Here is a 24545-nt window from a genome sequence, read left to right on the forward strand (position 1 = left end):
GTCATCCGAATGAGAGAAAATTATGACCCAACACGACCAACTACATCGTTACCTGTTTGAAAACTTTGCCGTTCGCGGTGAACTGGTAACGGTTTCCGACACCTGGCAGCAAATCATGCAAAACCATGATTACCCAGCCCCGGTAAAAACCATTCTTGGTGAATTGCTTGTCGCAACCAGTCTACTGACTGCAACGCTGAAGTTTGATGGTGATATTACTGTGCAATTGCAGGGTGATGGTCCTATGACCCTCGCAGTGATTAACGGCAACAATAACCAGCAAATGCGTGGTGTTGCGCGTTTTAAAGGTGATATCCCTGCCGATGCGGATCTAAAAACGTTGGTTGGCAATGGCTATCTGGTCATTACTATCACCCCGGCTCAAGGAGAGCGCTACCAGGGTGTTGTTGGGCTTGAAGGTGATACTCTGGCGGCATGTCTGGAAGATTACTTCTTACGTTCCGAGCAGTTGCCAACGCGTCTGTTTATCCGCACTGGTGATGTTGAAGGCAAACCAGCAGCGGGTGGCATGTTGTTGCAAGTTCTGCCAGCGCAAGACGCACAGGCTGACGATTTCAACCACCTGGCGGCACTGACTGAAACCATCAAGGCTGAAGAGTTGTTGACCCTACCAGCTAATGACGTGCTGTGGCGTTTGTACCACGAAGAAGAAGTGACACTTTACGATCCTCAAAACGTTGAATTTAAGTGTACCTGTTCACGCGAACGCTGTGCCGATGCACTAAGAACTCTGCCTGATGAAGAAGTGAATAGCATCATTGCAGAAGAAGGCGAAATCGACATGAACTGTGACTACTGCGGTAATCACTACGTGTTCAACGCCATGGACATTGCAGAGATCCGCAACAACGCATCCCCAGCAGATCCGCAAGTGCATTAATGTCTTTTGCCCTTCCATTTATGGAAGGGCAAATCTTCGTTTCATAGAATTGAGTGCTTAATCACACCTCGTCCGTTAATCGCACTATTTTTTAACATATTCAGAATATTTTCCCTGCCGTACTAGCATTTCCTGCCATACTCTCACCCCGTTGTGACTCGCTTCACAGCGTTTTCCGCTATACCCAAGCTATTCAAAATGCAGGTAGGCGGCAATCGAATGAATCCCGATGAGCTTACTCAAGTAAGTGATTAGGGTAAATGAGAGCAGCCAATACCCCCGTATTTTGAAGGGCGAAGGGTATATATGGATTCGAGTGGATGCTCAAATCTATGATAGGTGTCGCGGTTAACAACCAATAAACAACCCTACAATCTCAGGCAGTACAAATTGGCTAAGGAGCAGTGAAATGCGAGTTAAAGGCATAACCCCGCAAGATCTCAAGGCTTATGGAATTCATGACGCAAGTGAAGTGGTTTACAACCCCGATTACGACACTCTGTATCACGAAGAACTCAACCCCAATCTGGAAGGTTTTGAGCGCGGCATTGAAACCAATCTCGGTGCAATAGCCGTAGATACCGGCATATTTACCGGCCGTTCCCCAAAAGATAAATACATCGTCCGTGACGACACCACCCGCGACACGCTGTGGTGGGCAGATAACGGCAAAGGTAAAAACGACAATAAACCGCTTAGTGAAGAAACCTGGCAGCATCTGAAAGGTCTGGTCACTAACCAACTCTCTGGCAAACGCCTCTTTATTATTGATGCTTACTGCGGTGCGAATGCAGACACCCGTCTGTCGGTGCGTTTTATTACCGAAGTGGCCTGGCAGGCTCATTTCGTTAAGAACATGTTCATCCGTCCAACCGAAGAAGAGCTTGAAACTTTCGAAGCAGATTTTGTGGTGATGAATGGCGCCAAGTGCACCAACCCACAATGGAAAGAGCAGGGTTTGAACTCTGAAAACTTCATCGCGTTTAACCTTACCGAGCGCGTGCAACTGATTGGCGGCACCTGGTACGGCGGCGAAATGAAGAAAGGGATGTTCTCAATCATGAACTACCTGCTGCCGCTAAAAGGCATCGCTTCAATGCACTGTTCGGCAAACGTCGGCGAAAAAGGCGATGTTGCTGTGTTCTTTGGCCTGTCTGGCACAGGTAAAACAACGCTTTCTACCGATCCGAAACGCCGCCTGATTGGTGATGACGAACACGGATGGGACGATGACGGCGTGTTCAACTTCGAAGGCGGTTGCTACGCAAAAACGATTCGTTTATCCCAGGAAGCAGAGCCAGAAATTTATAATGCGATTCGTCGTGACGCGCTGCTGGAAAACGTAACGGTACGTGCCGATGGTTCAATTGATTTTGACGACGGTTCGAAAACTGAGAACACTCGAGTTTCTTACCCGATTTACCACATCGAAAACATCGTTCAGCCGGTTTCGAAAGCTGGGCATGCCAAGAAAGTTATCTTCCTGACTGCTGATGCTTTTGGTGTATTGCCACCGGTTTCGCGCCTGACGGCCAACCAAACCCAGTATCACTTCCTGTCAGGCTTCACGGCCAAACTGGCGGGTACTGAACGTGGTGTCACCGAGCCGACGCCAACATTCTCTGCTTGCTTTGGCGCAGCATTCCTTTCTTTGCACCCAACGCAATATGCCGAAGTGCTGGTGAAACGCATGCAGGCGGCAGGTGCACAGGCCTATCTGGTTAACACTGGCTGGAATGGCACAGGTAAGCGTATCTCCATTAAAGACACGCGCGCAATTATCGACGCTATTCTCAACGGTTCTCTGGACGATACCGAAACGTTCACCTTACCAATCTTTGGTCTTGCTGTTCCAACAGCACTGGCAGGCGTGGAAGGCAATATTCTGGACCCGCGTAAAACGTACGCATCACCAGAACAGTGGCAGGAAAAATCGGAGCAACTGGCTAAGTTGTTTATCGAGAACTTCGAAAAATATACCGACACTCCAGCGGGTACAGCACTTGTAAGCGCAGGGCCGAAGATTTAATTTTCGAATAGCGAATGAGTTTGTATGGGGGATTAGCACAAGTAACATCCACCATCTATGCTAACCCGAGCTACAAAAAAGCGAACCTTAAAGGTTCGCTTTTTTATTTATCACTCAGCTTTCTTTTAACTGGCTGACCGTTTTGTTCATCGGTAACGGTAAATAAGCCCGTATCCGCAAACCGCCCCGCTCACTAACGCCGATATCCAACAGGCCGTTATGGTTGTCGATAATACGCTGCACAATCGCCAGCCCTAAACCGGTGCCGCTGGTGCTCCGCGCACTATCACCACGCACGAAAGGTTGGAACAGATGCTTGAGCTGGTCAGGTTTAATCCCTGGGCCGTCATCTTCCACCTGGAACCAGGCACGGTTTAACTCGCCGCCACTGCTGACCTTAATCCAACCATTTCCGTAACGCGCTGCGTTCACCACCATATTGGCCGCGGCACGTTTAATGGATAACGGGTGGATGTTGACCAGCAATTCGCCGGCTTGCAGATCGGTGTCGATTTCTCGCTCGTATCCACTTTCCGCTGCCACCACTTCGCCCAACACTGTGTTGAGATCGGCGGTTTCCAGCGGCATCTCTTGCCCGGTACGCAGGTAATCGATGAACTGCTCGATTATCGCATTACACTCTTCGATATCTTTATTAATCGATTCAGACAGATAGCCATCTTCTTCACTCATCATTTCTGTTGCCAGACGAATACGAGTGAGTGGTGTACGCAAATCGTGACTAACACCCGCCATTAGCAGCGTGCGGTCATCGGCGAGTTGCTTCACACCAGCAGCCATATGGTTGAACGCCCGGGTAACAGAGCGCACCTCAGACGCGCCATATTCACGAAGCGGTGGCGGAATGATCCCCTTACCTACTTGCAAAGCAGCATGTTCAAGGTCAACCAAGGGTCGGTTCTGAATACGAATAAACAGCCAAGCGCCGCCGATCGCCAGCAGCATTATCGCAAGCGTATAGCGGAACAGTGGTGAGAAGTCGCCCTGATGAATTTCAGTCAGAGGAACGCGAACCCAGATATTCGGTGACAGCCACGTCTTCAGCCAGACAACCGGCGAGCTTTTGTTAACCTCAACCCGAACTTCGGTTGGGCCACCCAACTGCTGCGCCATTTGATGACTGAGGAATTCGTAATGCTGAGCCCAGCGTAAACCCGCGTCTTCCGCCGCTTCATTGGAATAAAGAGAGATACCCAATTCACGGTAGATTTCACGCCGAAATGCAGGCGGAACCACCAGTTGCGTGCCATCTTCCAATTGCAGCTTATCGGTCATCAGCATACGGACTTCGTAAGCCAGTACCTTATTAAACTGCTGCAAACTCGGCAAAATGGCGAAGTTCAGCACCACAAGATAGGTCGTCACCAGGCTGACGAACAGCAAGGTGACGATCAGTAACAGCGTGCGTGCAAACGAGCTTCTGGGGGAGAAGCGGACTCGCCTCATGCCTTGGAACCGTCCGGCACGAATACGTAGCCCAGGCCCCATACGGTCTGGATATAGCGTGGATGCGCAGGGTCTTCTTCAACCATGCGGCGCAGGCGGGAGATCTGCACGTCAATAGAACGTTCCATCGCACTGTATTCACGGCCACGGGCCAGGTTCATCAGCTTATCGCGTGATAATGGCTCACGAGGGTGGCTCACCAGTGCTTTCAGCACTGCGAACTCGCCGCTGGTTAATGGCATAGGCTCATCTTCACGGAACATCTCACGGGTACCGAGGTTCAGTTTAAACTTACCAAAGGCAATCACCGCCTCTTCCTGAGAAGGAGCGCCCGGCAGTTCATTGGCCTGGCGGCGCAGAACAGCACGGATACGCGCAAGCAGTTCGCGCGGGTTGAATGGTTTTGGAATGTAGTCATCGGCACCAATTTCCAGACCAACAATTCGGTCAACTTCTTCGCCTTTCGCGGTGACCATAATGATTGGCATTGGATTACTTTGACTGCGCAGACGGCGACAAATAGACAAGCCATCTTCACCTGGTAGCATCAGATCAAGCACCATCAGGTGGAAGGACTCACGGGTTAGCAGGCGATCCATCTGTTCTGCGTTAGCAACGCTACGGACCTGGAAGCCTTGTTCGGTGAGATAACGTTCTAACAGCGCGCGAAGGCGCATGTCGTCATCCACGACCAGAATCTTATAATTCTCTTGCATTCTTATACTCCCAAAGGCACGAACAGTGAGTGCGTATTCTTAAAAAACTGGAGCGTTACGACCAGTCAATTCTGGTATATATTCTAGTCGAAATTGTTACAAAGCATATTAAACAGATGGTTATGGGCACTTTTTAACACAGAATAATGACTTACTTCGCAAATCTCTGGGATTGCCATCACCCTGATATTTCGGTTTAAATCACCTTTAATTGTTTCACCCATGCAAGGCTTGCTGATGAAAACGCCATTAATTACCCGCGAAGGCTATGAAAAGCTCAAACAAGAAAAGGACTACTTGTGGCGTGAAGAGCGTCCAGAGGTGACAAAAAAGGTCACCTGGGCGGCAAGCCTTGGCGATCGCAGTGAAAATGCCGACTACCAGTACAACAAAAAACGTCTGCGAGAAATAGATCGTAGAGTGCGTTATCTCACGAAATGCCTCGAACAGTTGAAGATTGTCGACTATTCACCGCAACAAGAAGGCAAAGTGTTCTTCGGCGCGTGGGTGGAAATTGAAAATGACGCAGGAAACCAGATGCGTTTTCGCATTGTGGGCTATGACGAAATTTTTGGCCGCAGAGATTACATCTCTATTGATTCTCCAATGGCACGCGCCCTGCTGAAAAAAGAAGTGGGTGACCTCGCCATCGTGCAAACGCCCGCCGGTGAAGCGCAGTGGTACGTCAATGAAATCGAGTATGTGAAATAAGCACAAGCCAGCCGCAGAACTGTCCGATTCATCACCACTCAGGCGCTGTGGCTGGCATTTTCACCCTCCAATCCGTATAACTATCCCCAATAATTTCGACTCAAACAGATGAAAAAACCATGATGAATGATTCACTCTGCCGCATTATTGCCAGCGAACTAAAGGCCCGCAACGAACAGGTTGATGCCGCCGTTCGCCTGCTGGACGAAGGGAATACCGTGCCATTTATTGCGCGTTATCGTAAGGAAGTCACCGGCGGTCTGGATGACACGCAACTGCGTCAGTTAGAAACCCGTCTTGGCTATCTGCGCGAGCTGGAAGACCGCCGCCAGACCATCCTGAAATCCATTACCGACCAGGGTAAATTGACCGACGAACTCGCATCAGCCATTAATGGCACGCTGAGCAAAACCGAGCTTGAAGACCTCTATTTGCCGTATAAGCAAAAGCGCCGTACGCGGGGGCAAATTGCTATCGAAGCCGGTCTGGAGCCTCTGGCTGAGTTGCTGTGGAATGACCCGTCCCACACGCCGGAAGAAGCCGCTGCAAGTTACGTTGACGCCGATAAAGGCGTTGCCGACACCAAAGCCGCACTCGATGGCGCACGCTACATTCTGATGGAGCGATTTGCCGAAGACGCCGCACTGCTAGCAAAAGTGCGTAACTACTTGTGGAAAAATGCGCATCTGGTTGCCAATGTCGTGGCTGGCAAAGAAGAGGAAGGCGCAAAATTCCGTGACTACTTCGACCATCACGAACCGATTGCTACCGCTCCCTCACACCGTGCACTCGCAATGTTCCGTGGCCGCAACGAAGGCATTTTACAGCTTGCGCTCAATGCCGATCCGCAACACGATGAACCACCGCGTGAAAGCTATTGCGAACAAATCATTATCGACCATCTCGGCCTGCGGCTGAACAACGCACCAGCAGATGCCTGGCGCCGTGCCGTGGTGAGTTGGACCTGGCGCATCAAGGTGCTGATGCACCTCGAAACCGAGCTGATGGGTACCGTGCGTGAACGCGCCGAAGACGAAGCGATCAACGTTTTCGCCCGCAACCTGCATGATTTATTGATGGCCGCTCCGGCTGGCCTGCGCGCTACCATGGGCCTCGATCCAGGCCTGCGTACCGGCGTGAAAGTCGCGGTTGTTGATTCAACCGGCAAACTGGTCGCCACCGATACCATTTACCCACACACCGGCCAAGCCGCGAAAGCGGCTGTTGCCGTCGCCGCGCTTTGTCAGAAGCACAACGTCGAACTTGTAGCGATCGGCAACGGCACTGCATCACGCGAAACCGAGCGTTTCTTCCTCGACGTTCAAGAGCAATTCCCGAAAGTCACCGCGCAGAAAGTGATTGTCAGCGAAGCAGGCGCATCGGTTTATTCGGCATCTGAACTGGCAGCACTGGAATTCCCGGATCTCGATGTTTCGATTCGCGGTGCGGTTTCTATTGCTCGCCGCCTGCAAGATCCCCTGGCGGAGCTGGTGAAAATCGACCCGAAATCTATCGGTGTGGGCCAGTATCAACACGATGTCAGCCAGTCACAGCTGGCGAAGAAACTGGATGCGGTCGTCGAAGACTGTGTAAACGCCGTTGGCGTGGACTTGAATACCGCGTCGGTGCCATTACTGACTCGCGTGGCAGGTTTAACCCGCATGATGGCGCAGAACATCGTTAACTGGCGTGATGAAAATGGCCGTTTCCAGAACCGCCAGCAGTTGCTGAAAGTGAGCCGTCTGGGGCCAAAAGCCTTCGAACAGTGCGCAGGTTTCTTGCGTATTAACCACGGTGATAACCCGCTGGATGCCTCCACCGTTCACCCGGAAGCGTATCCGATTGTTGAGCGCATTCTGGCTGCGACCGAACAAGCGCTACAGGATTTGATGGGCAACGGCGAAGCGTTACGCGGCCTGAGTCCGCGCGATTTCACCGATGAACGCTTTGGTGTGCCGACAGTGACCGACATCATCAAAGAGCTGGAAAAACCAGGCCGTGACCCGCGCCCTGAGTTCAAAACAGCGAAGTTTGCTGATGGCGTTGAAACCATGAACGACCTTCAGCCTGGCATGGTGCTGGAAGGGGCTGTCACCAATGTGACTAACTTCGGTGCGTTTGTAGATATCGGCGTGCATCAGGATGGTTTAGTCCACATTTCCTCACTTTCCGACAAATTCATCGACGACCCGCATAAAGTGGTGAAAGCTGGTGATATCGTCAAAGTGAAAGTGATGGAAGTGGATCTGGCGCGCAAACGTATTGCGCTCACCATGCGTCTGGATGAGCAGCCAGGTGAGTCCAACCGCCGTGGTTCCGCACCGCGTGAGCAAACCGAACGCCGCCCGGCACAGCCGCAAAAACCTCGCGGGCGTGATAATGCCGGCAGCAGCGCCGGTAACAGTGCGATGAGTGATGCACTGGCAGCGGCATTGGGTAAGAAACGTTAATCCTTAATGCTGATTTCCCCCTCTCCTTTCATCAGGAGGGGGCGGAATAACCCCCATCTATGTTCCCCAGAGTTAAATTCAGCACAATTTGCCTCTTTCATGCCCGGTAGCGAATGAATAACATTTCTTTAGCATCCGCAGTAATTCGTCAGAAAATAGAGTGAGTTTGCTATAGATCAATTTTCGCAAAAATATAAAAACACCACTAACATTTATCAAACATGTAACACCTGAAATATCATGACAACATTAGTAGAGATAAAATAATAAAATTATCATTTTAAAATAAATGCAACTTATTGTTATTAATGATTTTTATATATAAATAGCTTGTTCGCCCCACATTTATAATTAATAAAACCTCCCTGAAAAAATAAATTCAAACGAGTCATTCACCACAAAAATAATTATTGAAGACAGAAACCATTCTCATTATCATTGATTTGTTCGTTATTTCTCCTCAATACCCAACGATATTTTTAAATACCCGAGCCCAGCTCTAAGTAGGTCTTATGCGTTTCTTACCAAGTAGTGCGTGGAAGATTACCGGCTTTTCCAGCGAAATTAGTCCGTCATACCGCCAAAAATTATTATCACTCGGTATGTTGCCTGGCTCTTCATTCAACGTTGTACGTGTTGCGCCGTTAGGCGACCCAATTCATATCGAAACACGTCGCGTCAGCCTGGTACTACGTAAAAAAGATCTCGAATTACTGCACGTTGAAGCCATTGCCTGATTGGCGGGGTGAGCGCTCGCGCTCGTTGCTATTTTCTTTAAGTTCACGAAAAAAATGAAAAAATTAACTATCGGCTTAATCGGTAACCCTAACTCCGGGAAAACCACGTTATTCAACCAGCTCACCGGTTCACGCCAGCGAGTGGGTAACTGGGCGGGCGTTACCGTAGAACGAAAAGAAGGTCAGTTTTCAACGCTTGCGCATCAGGTCACACTTGTTGATCTGCCGGGTACCTACTCGCTGACCACCATTTCATCGCAAACTTCTCTGGATGAACAAATTGCCTGCCACTACATCTTGAGTGGTGATGCAGACTTACTGATAAATGTCGTCGATGCGTCCAACCTTGAGCGCAATTTGTATCTGACGCTGCAATTGCTCGAACTCGGCATTCCGTGTGTCGTCGCGCTTAACATGCTCGATATCGCCGAGAAGCAGGCCATTCGCATTGATATCGACGCGCTGGCTGCACGCCTGGGCTGCCCGGTCGTTCCACTGGTTTCCACTCGTGGCCGTGGCATGGAAGGCCTGAAACTGGCAATCGACCGCCGCCAACCAAACACGCACAGCGATTTAGTGCTTTATCCACCACGTCTGCTTGAAGAAGCCGATAAGCTGGCGGCAGAAATGCCTGCGGATATGCCAGAGCAGCAACGCCGTTGGTTAGCGCTGCAAATGCTCGAAGGCGATATCTACAGCCTTGAATATGCCGGTCATGCCGCGGACAAACTGGACGCGGTACGTGCACAACTGGCAGAAGAGAACGAAGATCCGGCACTGCTGATTGCCGATGCGCGTTATCAAACCATCGCCGCCATCTGTGATTCCATCAGTAATAGCCTGACCGCCGAACCGCATCGCTTAACGGCAATGATGGATAAAATCATTCTTAACCGTTTCCTCGGCTTGCCTGTTTTCTTGCTGGTGATGTACCTGATGTTCTTGCTGGCGATTAACATCGGCGGCGCATTACAACCCATTTTTGACGGCGGTTCTGCGGCCATCTTTATCCACGGTATTCAGTGGATTGGCGCCACACTTCACTTCCCAAGCTGGCTGACGATTTTCCTCGCCCAGGGTATCGGCGGTGGTATCAACACCGTGCTGCCACTGGTGCCGCAAATCGGCATGATGTACCTGTTTCTCTCGTTCCTTGAAGACTCCGGCTACATGGCGCGTGCGGCATTTGTGATGGATCGCCTGATGCAATCCCTCGGCCTGCCGGGCAAATCATTCGTACCCTTGATTGTTGGCTTTGGCTGTAACGTGCCGTCGGTGATGGGTGCACGTACGCTCGATGCTCCGCGTGAACGCCTGATGACCATCATGATGGCGCCGTTTATGTCATGTGGCGCACGCCTTGCCATCTTTGCAGTATTTGCCGCCGCGTTCTTCGGACAGCAAGGTGCGCTGGTTGTCTTCTCACTCTATATTCTTGGCATCGTGATGGCGATTCTGACCGGGCTGATGCTCAAGCACACCATCATGCGTGGTGAAGCAACGCCATTTGTGATGGAACTGCCGGTCTACCACGTTCCGCACCTGAAAAGCCTGCTGCTGCAAACCTGGCAACGCCTGAAAGGTTTTGTACTGCGTGCCGGTAAAGTTATCGTCATCGTCAGTATTTTCATTGGTGCGCTAAATAGCTTCTCGTTTAGCGGCAAAGAAGTGGACAACATCAACGATTCGGCGCTGGCGTCGGTCAGCCGTGTGCTCACTCCGTTGCTAAAACCGATTGGTGTCCACGAAGATAACTGGCAGGCGACCGTCGGCCTGTTCACTGGCGCCATGGCAAAAGAAGTGGTGGTCGGTACGCTCAACACGCTTTACACCGCCGAAGACATGCACGAAGAACCGTTTGATGCTGCAAGCTTCAATTTGCTTGATGAGTTAGGCGGCGCAGCAGGTGAAACCTGGCAAAGCCTGAAAGACACCTTCAGCCTGAGCGTGCTGCTCAACCCAATCGAAGCCAGCAAAGGCGACGGTGAAATGGCAAGCGGCGCAATGGGTGTGATGAGCAGCAAATTTGGCAGCCCGGCTGCGGCCTATAGCTACCTGATTTTCGTTCTGCTCTATATCCCCTGCATTTCGGTGATGGGTGCGGTCGCCCGCGAGTCCAGCCGTGGCTGGATGATGTTCTCGGTATTGTGGGGGCTAAATATCGCCTACTCGCTGTCCACGCTTTACTACCAGACGGTAACGTTTAGTGCTCATCCGAAGTACAGCCTGGTCTGTATTCTCGCGGTGGTGTTGTTCAACGTGCTGTTAATTGGTGGGTTGCGTAAAGCTCGCAGCCGTGTGGATGTCAGCCTGATGACAACCCGTAAAACAGTCGAAGCGGCCTGCTGTAAAAGCACTGCTGGCGATTGCCACTAAGGAGAAGGTATGGCGAGCTTAATTGAGATTCGTGATGCGCTGGCGCTACAAGGGCGCATGGATGCCACGCAAATTAGCCAACAGCTCGCCACGCCGTTGCCATTGGTGAATGCAATGCTGAGCCGCCTTGAAGCGATGGGTAAAGCAATACGTATCACCGAAGACCCAAGCGATTGCCTGACGGGGAGCTGCAAGAGCTGCCCTGAAGGGAAGAAATGTGTTCGGGAAGTGTGGGCGTTGCGCGCGTAGGTGGAGGGTGTCGCTTACGCTAATCCCCCTACAAAACCCGCAAATGAACTGAACGCGTGCGAACCGACATCCGACATTAACCAAGCTGCTTTTGAAACGCCTCAAGTGCCAGGCACACATCCTGTGGATGCGAAATAAATGGCGCATGAGCCGCTTTCTGGAAAATCACTGCTTCGCTTTGCGGCCACTGTTCATCTAACAAACCCGCGATTTTACGCGGCACCAGCCCATCCAGATAACCGTATAAACGCAAGAACGGTACCGTAAGCTGGCGCAAAGGCTCGCGTAAATCTGCAGTCTTGAGAATTTCCAGCCCACCGTTTAACACCTCAACACCCGGCATTGGTTGCTCAAGCACTACCGCTTTCAAACGGCGAGCGTCCTGGCGTGCGGTTTCTGTTCCCAGCGTCTGGAGCGCCAAAAAGCGCTCAACGGTACGCTGAAAATCTTCACTCAATTGCTGCTGGAAACCTGCCAGCACTTCAGGCTTGATGCCCGGCCAGTCACCTTGCGCGGTGAAACAAGGCGAGGACGCGATAGTCACCAGCCCTTTCACACGCTCCGGATGACTTAATGCAACCTGACTTGCCACCAGCCCACCCAGACTCCAGCCAAGCCAAATCGCCTGCTCTGGCGCCTGCGCCAACACGATATCAGCCATTTCCTCTAGTGAGAGCGCCCCGAAGCCCTGGCTGCGGCCATAGCCTGGCAAGTCGACAAGATGAAGACGAAAATGCGAGCTTAATTCCTCACAAATGCAATGCCACACTTCCGCATTCAGCCCCCATCCGTGCAGCAGCACAAGATCATCTTTCCCTTCACCTTTTGTCTGCCACCAAAGCTTGCTCATCAGTTACTGTTCTCATTTTTATCTGCAAGGAAGCGAATATGCTAACAATCCCAGGGCTATGTTGGCTATGCCAGATGCCACTCACCTGCGCACATTGGGGCCTTTGTTCATGCTGCGTTAAAGCATTACCCGCTCCGCCGCCCTGCTGTCCGCGCTGTGGATTACCTGCCACACATACAAAATCGCCCTGCGGCCGTTGCCTGCAAAAACCACCCGAATGGGATGCGTTGTTGTTCGTCACGGATTATGGCCCACCGCTAAGTCAGCTTATTCAGCGGTTTAAATTTAACGCCACTGTCGCGCTGGCTCCGGCATTGGCGCGTTTAATGCTGTTGCGTGTACTGCAAGCAAAACGCTTTAGCCAGTGGCCTAAACCCGATTGTATCGTGAGTGTTCCATTGTATTCGCGTCGTGCCTGGCGGCGTGGTTTTAATCAAAGCGACCTGTTGGCAAGACAGCTTTCACACTGGCTGCAATGTGACTATATGCCGCGAGGGTTGCTGCGGATCCGCGCTGCGCAGGTGCAGCATCAACTGAACGCACGTATGCGTCGCAACAATCTTAAAGGTGCTTTCAGGGTTGATTTTCCAGTGGCTGGGCGCCATATAATTATTGTGGATGATGTCGTCACGACGGGCAGTACGGTGGCGGAAATTGCGCGGATGCTGAAAAAGCAGGGCGCGGCGACTATCCAGGTGTGGTGCCTTTGTCGAACCTTGTAGACCCTCGATGATGGGCGTATTATAACCGACTAAAATAGTCAACTATTGAGCAATCGTTATGATCCGTATTTCCGATACAGCACAATCCCACTTTGCCAAACTGCTGGCAGGTCAGGAAGAAGGGACGCAAATTCGCGTATTCGTCATTAATCCTGGTACTCCAAATGCGGAGTGCGGGGTTTCTTACTGTCCGCCGGATGCGGTAGAAGCGTCAGATACTGCCCTCAAATTCGAGCAGTTGACCGCATATGTCGATGAACTGAGCAAACCTTATCTTGAAGATGCTGAAATTGATTTCGTCACCGACCAGCTTGGCTCACAGCTGACGCTGAAAGCGCCAAACGCCAAAATGCGTAAAGTTTCCGGTGATGCGCCTTTGATGGAGCGCGTTGAATACATGCTGCAAGCGACGGTAAACCCACAGCTGGCAGGCCACGGCGGTCGCGTTACGCTGATGGAAATCACTGATGAAGGTTTTGCGATTCTGCAATTTGGCGGCGGTTGTAACGGCTGTTCAATGGTAGACGTGACCCTGAAAGAAGGCATCGAAAAGCAGCTGCTGGCTGAGTTCCCGGAACTGAAAGGCGTTCGCGATTTGACCGAACACCAGCGCGGCGAGCACTCGTACTACTAATTGATGTATCGGATGATGCTACGCTAATCCGACCTACAAAATACGAATAAAAAACCCCGCATCGCGGGGTTTTGTTTATCTCTTCTTACGTCGCTTATCCAAATCCTTCAGCAACTTATTCACTTCTTTATCGGCGAATATCGCCTCAAGCGAAGTCGATAACTTGCGACGCCAGTTCTTATATTGATAGCTGGTGCCTGGAATATTCACCGGCTCCGCCATACCCAACCAATCCTCCGGCTGCAGGCCCAGTAACGCACTGTTGCTATCGGCGATGTAACGCTGCATTGCGCGATTAAGCGTTGATGTCATCGCCATCATTGAAGCCTTGTGCCCGGCGCGTTTTGGCAGGCAACCATATTCATGCAGCCCATCCAGCAAACCTTGTTTCGCACGTTCACGATCCTGATACAACTCAGTCAACATCTCGTCGTCAGGATAAAGCCCAAGCGTTTTACCCAGCGTCAAATCACCGCTTTCCCAGTAACCACGCAGCGTCGGTAAATCGTGAGTCGTAGCAACCGCCATTGACTGCTTCGGCCACGCTTTTGGCGAGCGGAACTGCTTTTCGTCGTCATGCTCGAAATAGAGCACTTTATACGAGTAAACCCCGCTGTCGCGCAGCTTACCGACGATCTCAACCGGCACAGTACCCAGATCTTCACCGATCACCATGCAATTATGACGTTTACTTTCCAGCGCGAGGATCGACAGAAGATCGTCGACCGGGTAATGCACATATGCGCCTTTATCTGCGGTTTCACCGTAAGGGATCCACCACAAACGCAGCATCGACATCACGTGGTCAATACGCAATGCACCGCAGCTGGTCATATTGGCGCGCAGCAGCTCGATAAATGGCTGATAGGCACGCGCCGTAATCACATGCGGATCCATCGGTGGTAAACCCCAGTTCTGGCCGAGCGGACCGAGAATATCCGGCGGGGCACCCACCGAGGCTTTCAGGCAGTAAAGCTCGCGGTCACACCAGGTTTCAGAACCGCCTTCGGCAACACCTACCGCTAAGTCGCGATACAGGCCAATTGGCATTTTAAAGCCCTGGCTGGTTTGCCAGCATGCATCGAACTGAACGTAGGCCAGGTATTGCAGCCACAGATAGAAATTCACTTCGTCACTGTGTTCGGTGCAGAACTCTTTTACTTCAGGATTATGCGCGTCGCGGAAACCTTCCGGCCATACCGGCCAGCCCCAACGCATTTCATCTTCTTTAACCTGGTATGCGTGCAGCGCATCGAAAGCGGCCTGGTAATAGAGGCTATCACCGCCTTCCTGCACAAACTTCTGGAATGCGACTACTTGTTCATCACGCGCACCGCGCCGCGAAAACTGCTTCCACGCCATGCGCAGAGCGGCCATCTTCAGCACGGTCACGGCGGAATAATCCACCCATTGCGCATCACGGGCTTCATTCAGCATTTGCTGCGTGACCGGCATTTTCCACCAGTCTTGCGCTTCATCACTGAGCAAGAAATCATCGACCGCATTCACGTCGATATAAATCACATTCAACCATCGGCGAGAAGACGGGCTATACGGGCTGGCGCTTTCCGGGTTTGCTGGATACAGCGCGTGGATTGGGTTCAGGCCGATAAACGCCCCGCCCCGTTTTGCGACATCCACCAGCATGCGTTGTAAATCACCGAAATCGCCAATTCCCCAGTTATGCGCGGAACGTAAGGTGTAGAGCTGCACGCATGCGCCCCACAGTTTTTCATCCTGCATCAGTGCTACAGGTTCATAGCAGCGTTTTGGCGCAACAATCACGCGGCACTGCCAGTGGTGTTCATTCTGGCTGACCGTCAGTTCGTGGTAGCCTTCCGCCAGCGTGGCAGGCAGAGTCAGTTTTTTGCCTGCCAGTGCATGGCCTTTATGCTGCTTACCGTCTTCGGTCGTTAACTGCCAGCTGTAATCACCGTTGCCTTCCAGCACCGTCGCCATGCGAGTGCCAGAGGTAAACACCAGTACATTTGCCACTGGCGTCACCACCACCTTTTTCAAGGTGGTGGTACGGCTCATGGCTTCCAGCAAACGCTGCTTGGTATCCGCAGGAATAGCCTGCGGTTTGCCATGGGCGTTAATGTAGTTTGGGCTAATTCCCGCCTCAAGAGCGGCGTTATCAAGACGTTTGCTGTCCATGCGTTCCCTTAGCGTTTTGCCTGCCAGATGCGTTGCTGATAATCACGGATAGAGCGATCGGAGCTGAACATGCCGCAACGAGCCGTGTTAAGAATGGCGGCGCGCGTCCAGGCTTCCTGGTCGAGATACAGTGCATCCGCCAGTTTTTGCGCTTCTGCGTATGCGGTGAAGTCTGCCATCACTAAATACGGGTCGCCGCCTTGTTTACCGATGCTGTGCAGCATCTGGTCGAACGCATGTTTATCGCCATCGGCATAAATGCCCTTCTCCAGCTCTTTGAGCACCGCATCCAGCGTTTTATCTTTCTTACGCCATTTCACCGGGTCGTAGCCTTTGGCTTTGAGCGCTTTCACTTCTTCGACGGTGTGGCCAAAGATAAAGATGTTTTCCTCACCCACTTTCTCGGCAATTTCGACGTTCGCACCATCCAGCGTGCCAACGGTCAGTGCACCGTTGAGTGCCAGTTTCATATTGCCGGTACCGGATGCTTCTTTACCTGCGGTAGATATTTGTTCAGAAATATCCGCCGCCGGGATCATCACTTCCGCCGCAGAAACGCAGTAGTCAGGCAGGAATACCACTTTCAGTTGATCGCCAACGATCGGATCGTTATTGATGGCGTGGGCGACTTTGTTGATCGCGAAGATAATATTTTTGGCGAGGTAGTAACCCGGTGCCGCTTTCGCGCCAAACAGATACACACGCGGCACGCGGGCGGCTGTTGGGTTCTCACGAATTTCTTTGTACTGCGCCAGGATATGCAGCAGGTTCAGGTGCTGGCGTTTGTATTCGTGCAGGCGTTTGATTTGTACGTCGAACAACGCATCCGGGCTTATCACAATTCCAGTACGCGCTTTCACAAATGCCGCCAGCTTCACTTTGTTCTGGTATTTGATGTCGCGGTATTCTTTGCGGAATTTCGCGTCATCGGCGTATTTTTCCAGACCTTCCAGCACATCCAGATCGTTGGCCCACTCTTTCTTGAGTTTCTTATCAAGCAGAGCTGCCAGCGCCGGGTTGCACTGTTTGATCCAGCGGCGCGGTGTAATGCCGTTGGTGACGTTATGGAATTTGTTCGGCCATAGCTGGTGATATTCCGGGAACAGATCTTTGACCACTAAATCGGAGTGTAGCGCCGCAACGCCATTCACGGCGAAGCCACTGACAACACACATATTCGCCATGCGAACTTGTTTGTCGTGCACAACGGCCAGTTTCGCCCAGACAGCCTCGTCGCCCGGCCAGGTTTTAGTAACCAACTTCTTAAAGCGAGCGTTGATCTCATTGATAATCTGCATATGACGCGGCAACAGCGCTTTCACCAGCTTCTCATCCCAGCACTCCAGCGCTTCAGGCATCAAAGTGTGGTTGGTGTAAGCGAAGGTTCTGCTGGTGATGGCCCATGCGTCGTCCCAGCTCATCTGGTGCTCGTCGATAAGCACACGCAGCAGCTCTGGAATCGCGATAGTCGGGTGGGTGTCGTTCAGCTGAATCACTTCGTAATCAGCCAGTTCTTTTAGCTTACGACCCGCCAGATGGTGACGACGTAAAATATCGCCCACTGAACAAGCGCACTGGAAATACTGCTGCATCAGGCGCAGTTTCTTGCCGTTCAGGTGGTTGTCGTTCGGGTAAAGCACTTTAGTCAGTTTTTCAGCGTCGATGCCCTGCTGTTCTGCTTTCAGGAAATCGCCGTCGTTGAATTTGGTGAGGTCAAACGGATGAGCGTGTTTTGCCTGCCACAAACGCAGCGGTTGCGCCACGCCATTACGGTAGCCGAGAACAGGCAGATCCCAGGCTTCGCCATGGAAGATGAACGCCGGTTCCCAACGCACGGTTTTACCGTCTTTAATCACTTTACCGCCAACGCCCACTTGCACATCGAGCGCTGCGTTATGCTGGAACCACGGGTAGCTGCCGCGTTTCCAGTCGTCAGGCGCTTCCATCTGATGTCCATCCTGGAAGGATTGACGGAACAGGCCGTACTGATAATTCAGACCGTAACCAATCGCAGACTGACCCACCGTCGCCATGGAATCCAGGAAACATGCCGCGAGGCGTCCCAGACCACCGTTGCCCAATGCCGGATCAGTTTCTTCTTCCAGCAAATCAGTCAGGTTGATATCGAACGCTTTCAGCACATCCGCCACTTCCTGATACCAGCCAAGGTTCAGCAAGTTGTTGCCCGTCAGACGACCAATCAAAAACTCCATCGAGATGTAGTTTACGTGGCGCTGCTGCTTCTCAGGTTTCGCAACAGGCTGCGCTGCCAGCAATTCGGCCAGCGCACCACTCACCGCATGCCACCATTGTTGCTGGGTCATTTCGGAAGCAGAGTGAAGTCCGTAACGCTGCCACTGACGTGTCAGTGCAGCCTGAAATTGTGCTTTATTGAAGGTCGTCTGTGACATAGGGGCTCGGGTCCTGTGATGTTCTAATTTCATTACCCGTTAGTGTGCCGGGTGGCCTGGGCTTATTCCTCCTCCTGAGGGGGATTAGGGAGGGAGGAGTAGCGGGGAGTAGCTAAAAATGTGATCGCCGCCACTTAACGGTAGGTGCTTGCTGGCAGAATGCCCACCAGCACTGAATTTTTGCTTCGACCAACTCTACGCCTCGAATGGATTCATCTAATCAGTAGATTTGTGACAAAGTGCAACTTACAACGTCTGAAACCCTTAACAATCTTGCAATAAGCCTTAATCTGGTCGACCTTGTAGTTAGTATTAATTACGAAGCGTGAAAAAAATCGCATTCGTGCATATCTCATACACAGTGAAGTGATTGACCATGCTGATCCCCTCCAAATTAAGTCGTCCAGTTCGTCTGGAAAATACAGTGGTCCGCGACCGGCTGTTGATGAAATTATCGACAGCTAATAACTATCGGCTGGCGCTAATAACCAGCCCGGCGGGTTATGGGAAAACCACACTGATTTCTCAGTGGGCGGCAGGGAAAAATGAGCTAGGTTGGTACTCTCTGGATGAGGGTGATAACCAACAAGAACGATTCGCCAGCTATTTGATAGCGGCTATTCAACAAGCAACATCTGGTCATTGTGTGACCAGCGAAGTGATGGTGCAAAAACGCCAATATTCAAGCCTGACAGCTTTATTCGCACAGCTCTTTATTGAAATGGTGGAATGGCATCGCCCACTATTTTTAGTGATTGATGATTACCATCTCATTACTAACCCTGTAATTCATGAAGCTATGCGCTTTTTTATTCGCCACCAGCCAGAAAATATGACGCTGGTCGTGTTGTCGCGCAATTTGCCACAGCTGGGTATCGCCAATTTACGCGTGCGCGATCAACTGCTTGAAATTGGTAGCCAGCAACTCGCGTTTACCCATCCGGAAGCGAAGCAATTCTTTGATCATCGGCTCAATTCTCCACTCGAACATACCGACAGCAACAGCTTGTGTGATGATGTTGCGGGCTGGGCAACCGCGCTGCAATTAATTGCGCTTTCCGCACGCCAAAACAGCAACTCATCGGCGCATCACTCTGCGCGTCGTCTTTCGGGCATTAATGCCAGCCACTTATCCGACTATCTGGCCGATGAAGTGCTGGATAATGTCGATGCGCAAACGCGTAACTTCCTGCTGCGTAGCTCAGTCCTGCGTTCGATGAACGATGCATTGATTGTGCGCGTCACGGGCGAAGAAAACGGCCAGATGCGCCTTGAAGAGACTGAGCGGCAAGGACTGTTTATCCAACGCATGGATGACAGCGGCGAATGGTTCCGTTTCCATCCGCTGTTTGGCAATTTCCTGCGCCAGCGTTGCCAGTGGGAACTGGCGACAGAACTTCCGGATATTCATCGCGCCGCCGCAGAAAGCTGGATGGCGCAGGGTTTCCCAAGCGAAGCTATTCACCATGCCCTTGCCGCAGGCGACGCCACCCTGCTGCGCGACATCTTGCTGCATCATGCCTGGGCACTGTTTAATCACAGCGAACTCACATTGCTGGAAGAGTCGTTAAAAGCACTACCGTGGGAAAGCCTGCTGGAAAACCCAAAACTTGTTTTGCTTCAGGCGTGGCTGATGCAAAGCCAACATCGCTACAGCGAAGTGAACACTCTTCTGGCGCGTGCTGAACAAGAAATGAATGTCGTGATGGATGATGTCATGCACGGCGAATTTAATGCCTTGCGCGCCCAGGTTGCCATTAATGACGGCAACCCTGAAGAAGCAGAACGCCTCGCAATGATTGCTCTCGACATGCTGCCGCTGGCTAGTTTCTACAGCCGCATTGTCGCAACTTCAGTTCACGGCGAAGTGCTGCACTGCAAAGGCGAGCTGACCAAATCGCTGTCGGTAATGCAGCAAACTGAACAAATGGCACGCCGCCACGATATGTGGCACTACGCGTTATGGGGCTTATGTCAGCAGAGCGAAATCTTACTGGCACAAGGCTTCCTTCAGTCTGCCTGGGAATCGCAAGAGAAAGCCTTTGCGCTTATTGAAGAGCAGCATCTTGAGCAGCTCCCACTGCATGAGTTTTTATTGCGTATTCGCGCGCAATTGCTTTGGGCGTGGTCGCGCCTGGATGAAGCTGAAGCAACCACACGCATGGGTCTGGAAGTGCTTTCAGGCTATCAGCCACAACAGCAATTACAGTGCATGGCGTTGTTAGTGCAATGTTCATTGGCACGAGGCGACCTGGACAATGCGCGTAATCACCTGAACCGACTTGAAAACTTGCTGGGCAATGGTGCGTTCCATAGCGACTGGGTTTCCAACGCCGACAAAGTGCGGGTGATTTACTGGCAAATGACGGGCGATAAAAAATCTGCTGCCAATTGGCTACGCCTGACGCCGAAACCAGAATTCGCCAACAACCATTTCCTGCAAAGCCAGTGGCGTAACATCGCTCGCGCGCAAATTTTGCTGAGTGAATTCGAACCCGCCGAAATGGTGCTCGAAGAGTTAAACGAAAATGCGCGCAGTCTGCGCCTGATGAGCGACCTTAACCGCAACCTGTTACTGCTAAACCAGCTTTACTGGCAGGCCGGGCGTAAAAGCGATGCACAACGTGTGTTGCTCGAAGCGCTGGCGCTGGCTAACCGCACCGGGTTTATCAGCCATTTTGTGATTGAAGGCGAAGCCATGGCGCAGCAGTTGCGCCAGTTAATTCAACTCAACACACTGCCTGAGCTGGATCAACACCGCGCGCAGCGCATTTTGCGTGAAATTAACCAGCATCACCGCCATAAGTTCGCCCATTTTGATGAGAACTTTGTTAACCGTTTACTTACGCACCCTGAAGTGCCGGAGCTTATTCGTACCAGTCCACTGACTCAGCGCGAATGGCAGGTTTTAGGGTTGATTTATTCAGGCTACAGCAATGAGCAAATCGCCGGCGAGCTGGATGTTGCGGCCACGACGATTAAAACGCACATTCGTAATTTGTATCAGAAACTGGGTGTCGCGCACCGCCAGGATGCGGTGCAGCATGCGCAGAAGTTATTGAAGATGATGGGTTACGGGGTTTAACTTTCTGAAATAAAACTAGCAGATGAAGCTAATGCTTATCCGCACTATGGGAAAGGTGGTTGTAGGGTGGATAAACGCAAGCGTCATCCACCGCTAGTTTTAAGACGCCAGCGATAACTTCGCCTTAGCGCCCCTCTTTCCCAGCCACTGTGCCACTCGCGCCTGTTGTTCTTCGCTTAACCACATACCCAATTTGGTACGACGCCAGATGGCATCATCAACGCCACGCACCCACTCATGCTCAACCAAGTAACGCAATTCGGCCTCATAAAACTCATGCCCGAAATCTTCACCTAAATCACTGATGCTGGTAGCTCTGCCCAGAATCAAATCACTGTTGCTACCGTAAGTACGTGAGTAACGGCGTGCCAGGCTTTCGGTCAGGAACGGGTAACGGCGGCGCAACTGCGCGGCGTAATCATCACGGTCACCATTGATATCGCCACCCGGCAATGTGCAGCCTTTGGTCCATGCAGGCCCCATTTTCGGGTAATAACCTTTCAGCTTCTCCAGCGCGTGTTCCGCAAGTTTACGATACGTGGTGAGCTTACCGCCAAACACAGACAACAGTGGGGCTTTACCCTGCTCGTCATGAATATCAAGCGTGTAGTCACGCGTAATAGCTTGCGGTGAATCAGACTCATCATCACACAGCGGTCGCACGCCAGAGTATGTCCAGACAATGTCCTCGCGGCTCAGTGTCTTTTTAAAGTGCGCGTTATACGCATTCAGCAGGTAATTAATTTCATTGTCATCGATGTGAACATCTTTCGGGTCGCCCTTATATTCAACATCGGTGGTGCCAATAATCGAAAACTCATCCATCCACGGGATCACAAACACAATGCGCTTATCTTCGTTTTGCAGAATGTAAGCCTGCTTCTGGTTGTGCACGCGTGGCACGACGATATGGCTGCCTTTGATTAGGCGGATGCCATATGGCGAAGGCAACTGGAGGCCATCGTCAAAGAAGTTCTTCACCCAAGGGCCGGTAGCATTCACCAAGCCACGAGCGCGCCAGGTAAAGGTTTCGCCAGTATCAATGTCCTGCGCTTCGACAATCCAGTGGCCGTTTTCACGGCGAGCACTAGTGGCACGGGTGCGGGTTTTCACTTCGCCACCTTCACGCGTCACCATCTGCGCGTTCGCTAACACCAGGCGGGCATCGTCTACCCAACAGTCAGAATATTCGAAACCGCGCACAATATTAGGTTTCAGGACAGAATCTGCGCCAAAACGCAAACTGGTGGACGCAGGTAAACTGGTACGTTTACCTAAATGGTCGTACATAAACAGGCCAATTCGAATCATCCACGCCGGGCGCAGATGCGGGCGATGTGGCAAACGAAAGCGCATCGGGAAGGCAATATGCGGTGCCATATTGAGCAGCACTTCGCGCTCGGCTAATGCTTCACTCACTAGGCGAAACTCATAATGCTCCAGGTAGCGCAGGCCACCATGAATCAATTTCGAGCTATTCGATGATGTGGCACTGGCCAGATCCTGCGCTTCAAGCATCAACACGGATAAACCACGGCCTGCGGCGTCAGCGGCGATACCAGCCCCGTTAATTCCTCCGCCAATCACAATCAGATCTTTAGTTTCCATGTTGCCCTCACACGCTTTCGTTAAAGTTCAAATATGTTCGTTATCGCTCATACTAGCAAGAGTACGCGCGGTTTGTAACGAAAAAAAAACATTACTGCGTGATATGGATAACATAATGACGTTAATATCAGCGGCCAGAGGGGAGATTCCCTTAATATAGCGCAAGGCAATTCAATAAAATGACGAGCAAAACCATGGAAACTTTTGAGTGTATTGGTGTGGAAGAAGCGCACCAGAAGTTGCAGCAAAAACACGCTGTGTTAGTGGATATCCGCGATCCACAAAGCTTTGCGATGGGCCATACGCCGGGCGCGTTCCATCTGACTAACGACCGCCTTGTCGCTTTTATGCAGCAAACCGATTTTGAAACCCCTGTCATGGTGATGTGCTATCACGGCAACAGCAGTAAAGGTGCGGCGCAGTATCTGCTGCAACAAGGTTACGATCAGGTGTATAGCGTCGACGGTGGTTTTGACGCATGGCATCGCCATTTCCCGTCAGAAGTCGCACACGGCGCGTCTTAATTCGTCAGGAAATGCCGGCGTTGCGGGTATACTCATTTCTTTTGTACGGATTTGGTTGAAACCTTATGATCATGATTACCTCGTTTGCCAACCCGCGAGTCGCGCAGGCATTTGTCGACTATATGGCGACGCAGGGGATTATCCTCACGATTCAACGGCATGAACAAAGCGATATCTGGTTGGCTAATGACAGCCAGGAGTCGCGCGTTCGTGCTGAGCTTGAACAATTCCTCGCCAATCCTGGTGATTCACGTTATCTGGCCGCAAGCTGGAATACCGGCCACACTGGCAGCGGCTTGCAGTATCAACGCTATCCGTTCCTCGCTACGATTACGCAAAAAGCTGGCCCCTTCACAATGGTGATCATGGCCGCCTGTGTGCTGGTCTACCTGATGATGCAAGTGATGGGCGACCGTGCGGTTATGGTCTGGTTAGCGTGGCCGTACAAAGACAGTTTGCACTATGAATTGTGGCGCTACTTTAGCCATGCTTTGATGCACTTTTCTATTATGCATATCGCGTTTAACTTGCTGTGGTGGTGGTATCTCGGCGGCCCGGTAGAAAAGCGCCTCGGCAGCGGTAAACTCATTACGTTAACGCTCATTTCAGCGCTGCTTAGCGGTTTCGTGCAGGCGAAATTCGGCGGCCCGCTGTTTGGTGGCTTATCCGGCGTGGTATACGCGTTGATGGGTTATGTCTGGCTGCGTGGCGAACGTGACCCTGACAGCGGCATCTATATGCAGCGCGGCCTGTTAGGCTTTGCAGTTTTGTGGATTGTGATAGGATTTTTCGATGTTTTAGGAATGTCGATCGCCAACGCCGCGCATATTACCGGTCTGGTGGTTGGCCTGGCGATGGCGCTGGTTGATACTTTGCATGCGCGAAAACGAACATAGCATTTCAGGAGAATAAAACAGC

General features: G+C 51.6%; 18 protein-coding genes. 12 read left to right on the top strand and 6 right to left on the bottom strand.

Annotated elements, in window-relative coordinates; all coding sequences use genetic code 11:
• Positions 1-22 precede the first annotated feature (22 nt).
• Both hslO and pckA read left to right on the top strand, forming a co-directional pair.
• Entirely contained in the window at positions 23-901 is an 879-nt protein-coding gene (gene hslO, locus M977_RS09490; protein WP_064514340.1) for an Hsp33 family molecular chaperone HslO, read from the top strand.
• 409 nt (positions 902-1310) lie between these two features.
• Positions 1311-2930: a phosphoenolpyruvate carboxykinase (ATP) gene (gene pckA, locus M977_RS09495; RefSeq protein ID WP_064514342.1), complete on the top strand. Its 1620-nt coding sequence runs from the start codon at positions 1311-1313 to the stop codon at positions 2928-2930.
• A 114-nt stretch (positions 2931-3044) separates the two neighbouring features.
• Here pckA and envZ read toward each other — a convergent pair whose 3' ends face one another.
• Entirely contained in the window at positions 3045-4397 is a 1353-nt protein-coding gene (gene envZ / locus M977_RS09500) for a two-component system sensor histidine kinase EnvZ (protein WP_034460303.1), read from the bottom strand.
• Positions 4394-5113 (bottom strand): osmolarity response regulator transcription factor OmpR, encoded by a 720-nt coding sequence (ompR, locus tag M977_RS09505; protein WP_001157751.1) that lies wholly within the window; start codon positions 5111-5113, stop codon positions 4394-4396. The genes envZ and ompR overlap by 4 nt, the downstream gene beginning before the upstream one ends.
• A gap of 237 nt (positions 5114-5350) precedes the next feature.
• Between ompR and greB the strand changes: the two genes are divergently transcribed.
• From greB to feoC, 5 genes are all read left to right on the top strand, one after another.
• Positions 5351-5824 (top strand): transcription elongation factor GreB, encoded by a 474-nt coding sequence (gene greB, locus M977_RS09510; protein ID WP_064514344.1) that lies wholly within the window; start codon positions 5351-5353, stop codon positions 5822-5824.
• Between the two features lie 119 nt (positions 5825-5943).
• Positions 5944-8274, top strand: coding sequence for a Tex family protein (locus tag M977_RS09515; RefSeq protein ID WP_064514346.1), 2331 nt, complete (start codon positions 5944-5946; stop codon positions 8272-8274).
• Positions 8275-8786: 512 nt separating this feature from the next.
• Positions 8787-9011 carry a ferrous iron transporter A gene (gene feoA / locus M977_RS09520; RefSeq protein WP_064514348.1) on the top strand — a complete coding sequence of 75 codons (225 nt, stop codon included), beginning with the start codon at positions 8787-8789 and terminating at the stop codon, positions 9009-9011.
• 54 nt (positions 9012-9065) lie between these two features.
• Positions 9066-11387: a Fe(2+) transporter permease subunit FeoB gene (feoB, locus tag M977_RS09525; RefSeq protein ID WP_064514350.1), complete on the top strand. Its 2322-nt coding sequence runs from the start codon at positions 9066-9068 to the stop codon at positions 11385-11387.
• A 9-nt stretch (positions 11388-11396) separates the two neighbouring features.
• Complete coding sequence (gene feoC, locus M977_RS09530; protein ID WP_064514352.1) at positions 11397-11636, top strand: [Fe-S]-dependent transcriptional repressor FeoC; 240 nt, start codon at positions 11397-11399, stop codon at positions 11634-11636.
• Positions 11637-11712: 76 nt separating this feature from the next.
• Here the strand turns inward: feoC and bioH are convergent, their stop codons facing one another.
• Complete coding sequence (gene bioH / locus M977_RS09535; RefSeq protein ID WP_064514354.1) at positions 11713-12486, bottom strand: pimeloyl-ACP methyl ester esterase BioH; 774 nt, start codon at positions 12484-12486, stop codon at positions 11713-11715.
• Positions 12487-12524: 38 nt separating this feature from the next.
• On the opposite strand from bioH, the gene gntX reads away from it, so the two are divergent.
• Positions 12525-13208: a DNA utilization protein GntX gene (gene gntX / locus M977_RS09540; protein WP_064514357.1), complete on the top strand. Its 684-nt coding sequence runs from the start codon at positions 12525-12527 to the stop codon at positions 13206-13208.
• Between the two features lie 58 nt (positions 13209-13266).
• Positions 13267-13842 carry a Fe-S biogenesis protein NfuA gene (gene nfuA / locus M977_RS09545; protein ID WP_064514359.1) on the top strand — a complete coding sequence of 192 codons (576 nt, stop codon included), beginning with the start codon at positions 13267-13269 and terminating at the stop codon, positions 13840-13842.
• A 75-nt stretch (positions 13843-13917) separates the two neighbouring features.
• On the opposite strand, the gene malQ is transcribed toward nfuA, so the two are convergent.
• Together malQ and malP are read right to left on the bottom strand one after the other, a co-directional pair.
• Positions 13918-15999 (bottom strand): 4-alpha-glucanotransferase, encoded by a 2082-nt coding sequence (gene malQ / locus M977_RS09550; protein WP_064514361.1) that lies wholly within the window; start codon positions 15997-15999, stop codon positions 13918-13920.
• A gap of 8 nt (positions 16000-16007) precedes the next feature.
• On the bottom strand, positions 16008-18410 hold the full coding sequence (gene malP, locus M977_RS09555) for a maltodextrin phosphorylase (protein WP_064514363.1): 2403 nt from the start codon (positions 18408-18410) through the stop codon (positions 16008-16010).
• 376 nt (positions 18411-18786) lie between these two features.
• On the opposite strand from malP, the gene malT reads away from it, so the two are divergent.
• Positions 18787-21495 (top strand): HTH-type transcriptional regulator MalT, encoded by a 2709-nt coding sequence (gene malT, locus M977_RS09560; RefSeq protein WP_064514365.1) that lies wholly within the window; start codon positions 18787-18789, stop codon positions 21493-21495.
• A gap of 99 nt (positions 21496-21594) precedes the next feature.
• Here malT and glpD read toward each other — a convergent pair whose 3' ends face one another.
• Positions 21595-23103, bottom strand: coding sequence for a glycerol-3-phosphate dehydrogenase (gene glpD / locus M977_RS09565; RefSeq protein WP_064514367.1), 1509 nt, complete (start codon positions 23101-23103; stop codon positions 21595-21597).
• Positions 23104-23297: 194 nt separating this feature from the next.
• Between glpD and glpE the strand changes: the two genes are divergently transcribed.
• Positions 23298-23627: a thiosulfate sulfurtransferase GlpE gene (gene glpE, locus M977_RS09570; protein ID WP_064514524.1), complete on the top strand. Its 330-nt coding sequence runs from the start codon at positions 23298-23300 to the stop codon at positions 23625-23627.
• A 65-nt stretch (positions 23628-23692) separates the two neighbouring features.
• Positions 23693-24523: a rhomboid family intramembrane serine protease GlpG gene (glpG, locus tag M977_RS09575; protein WP_064514369.1), complete on the top strand. Its 831-nt coding sequence runs from the start codon at positions 23693-23695 to the stop codon at positions 24521-24523.
• The last annotated feature ends 22 nt before the right edge of the window (positions 24524-24545 follow it).

Origin of the sequence: Buttiauxella gaviniae ATCC 51604, assembly GCF_001654835.1 — a bacterium.
Lineage (GTDB): Bacteria > Pseudomonadota > Gammaproteobacteria > Enterobacterales > Enterobacteriaceae > Buttiauxella > Buttiauxella gaviniae.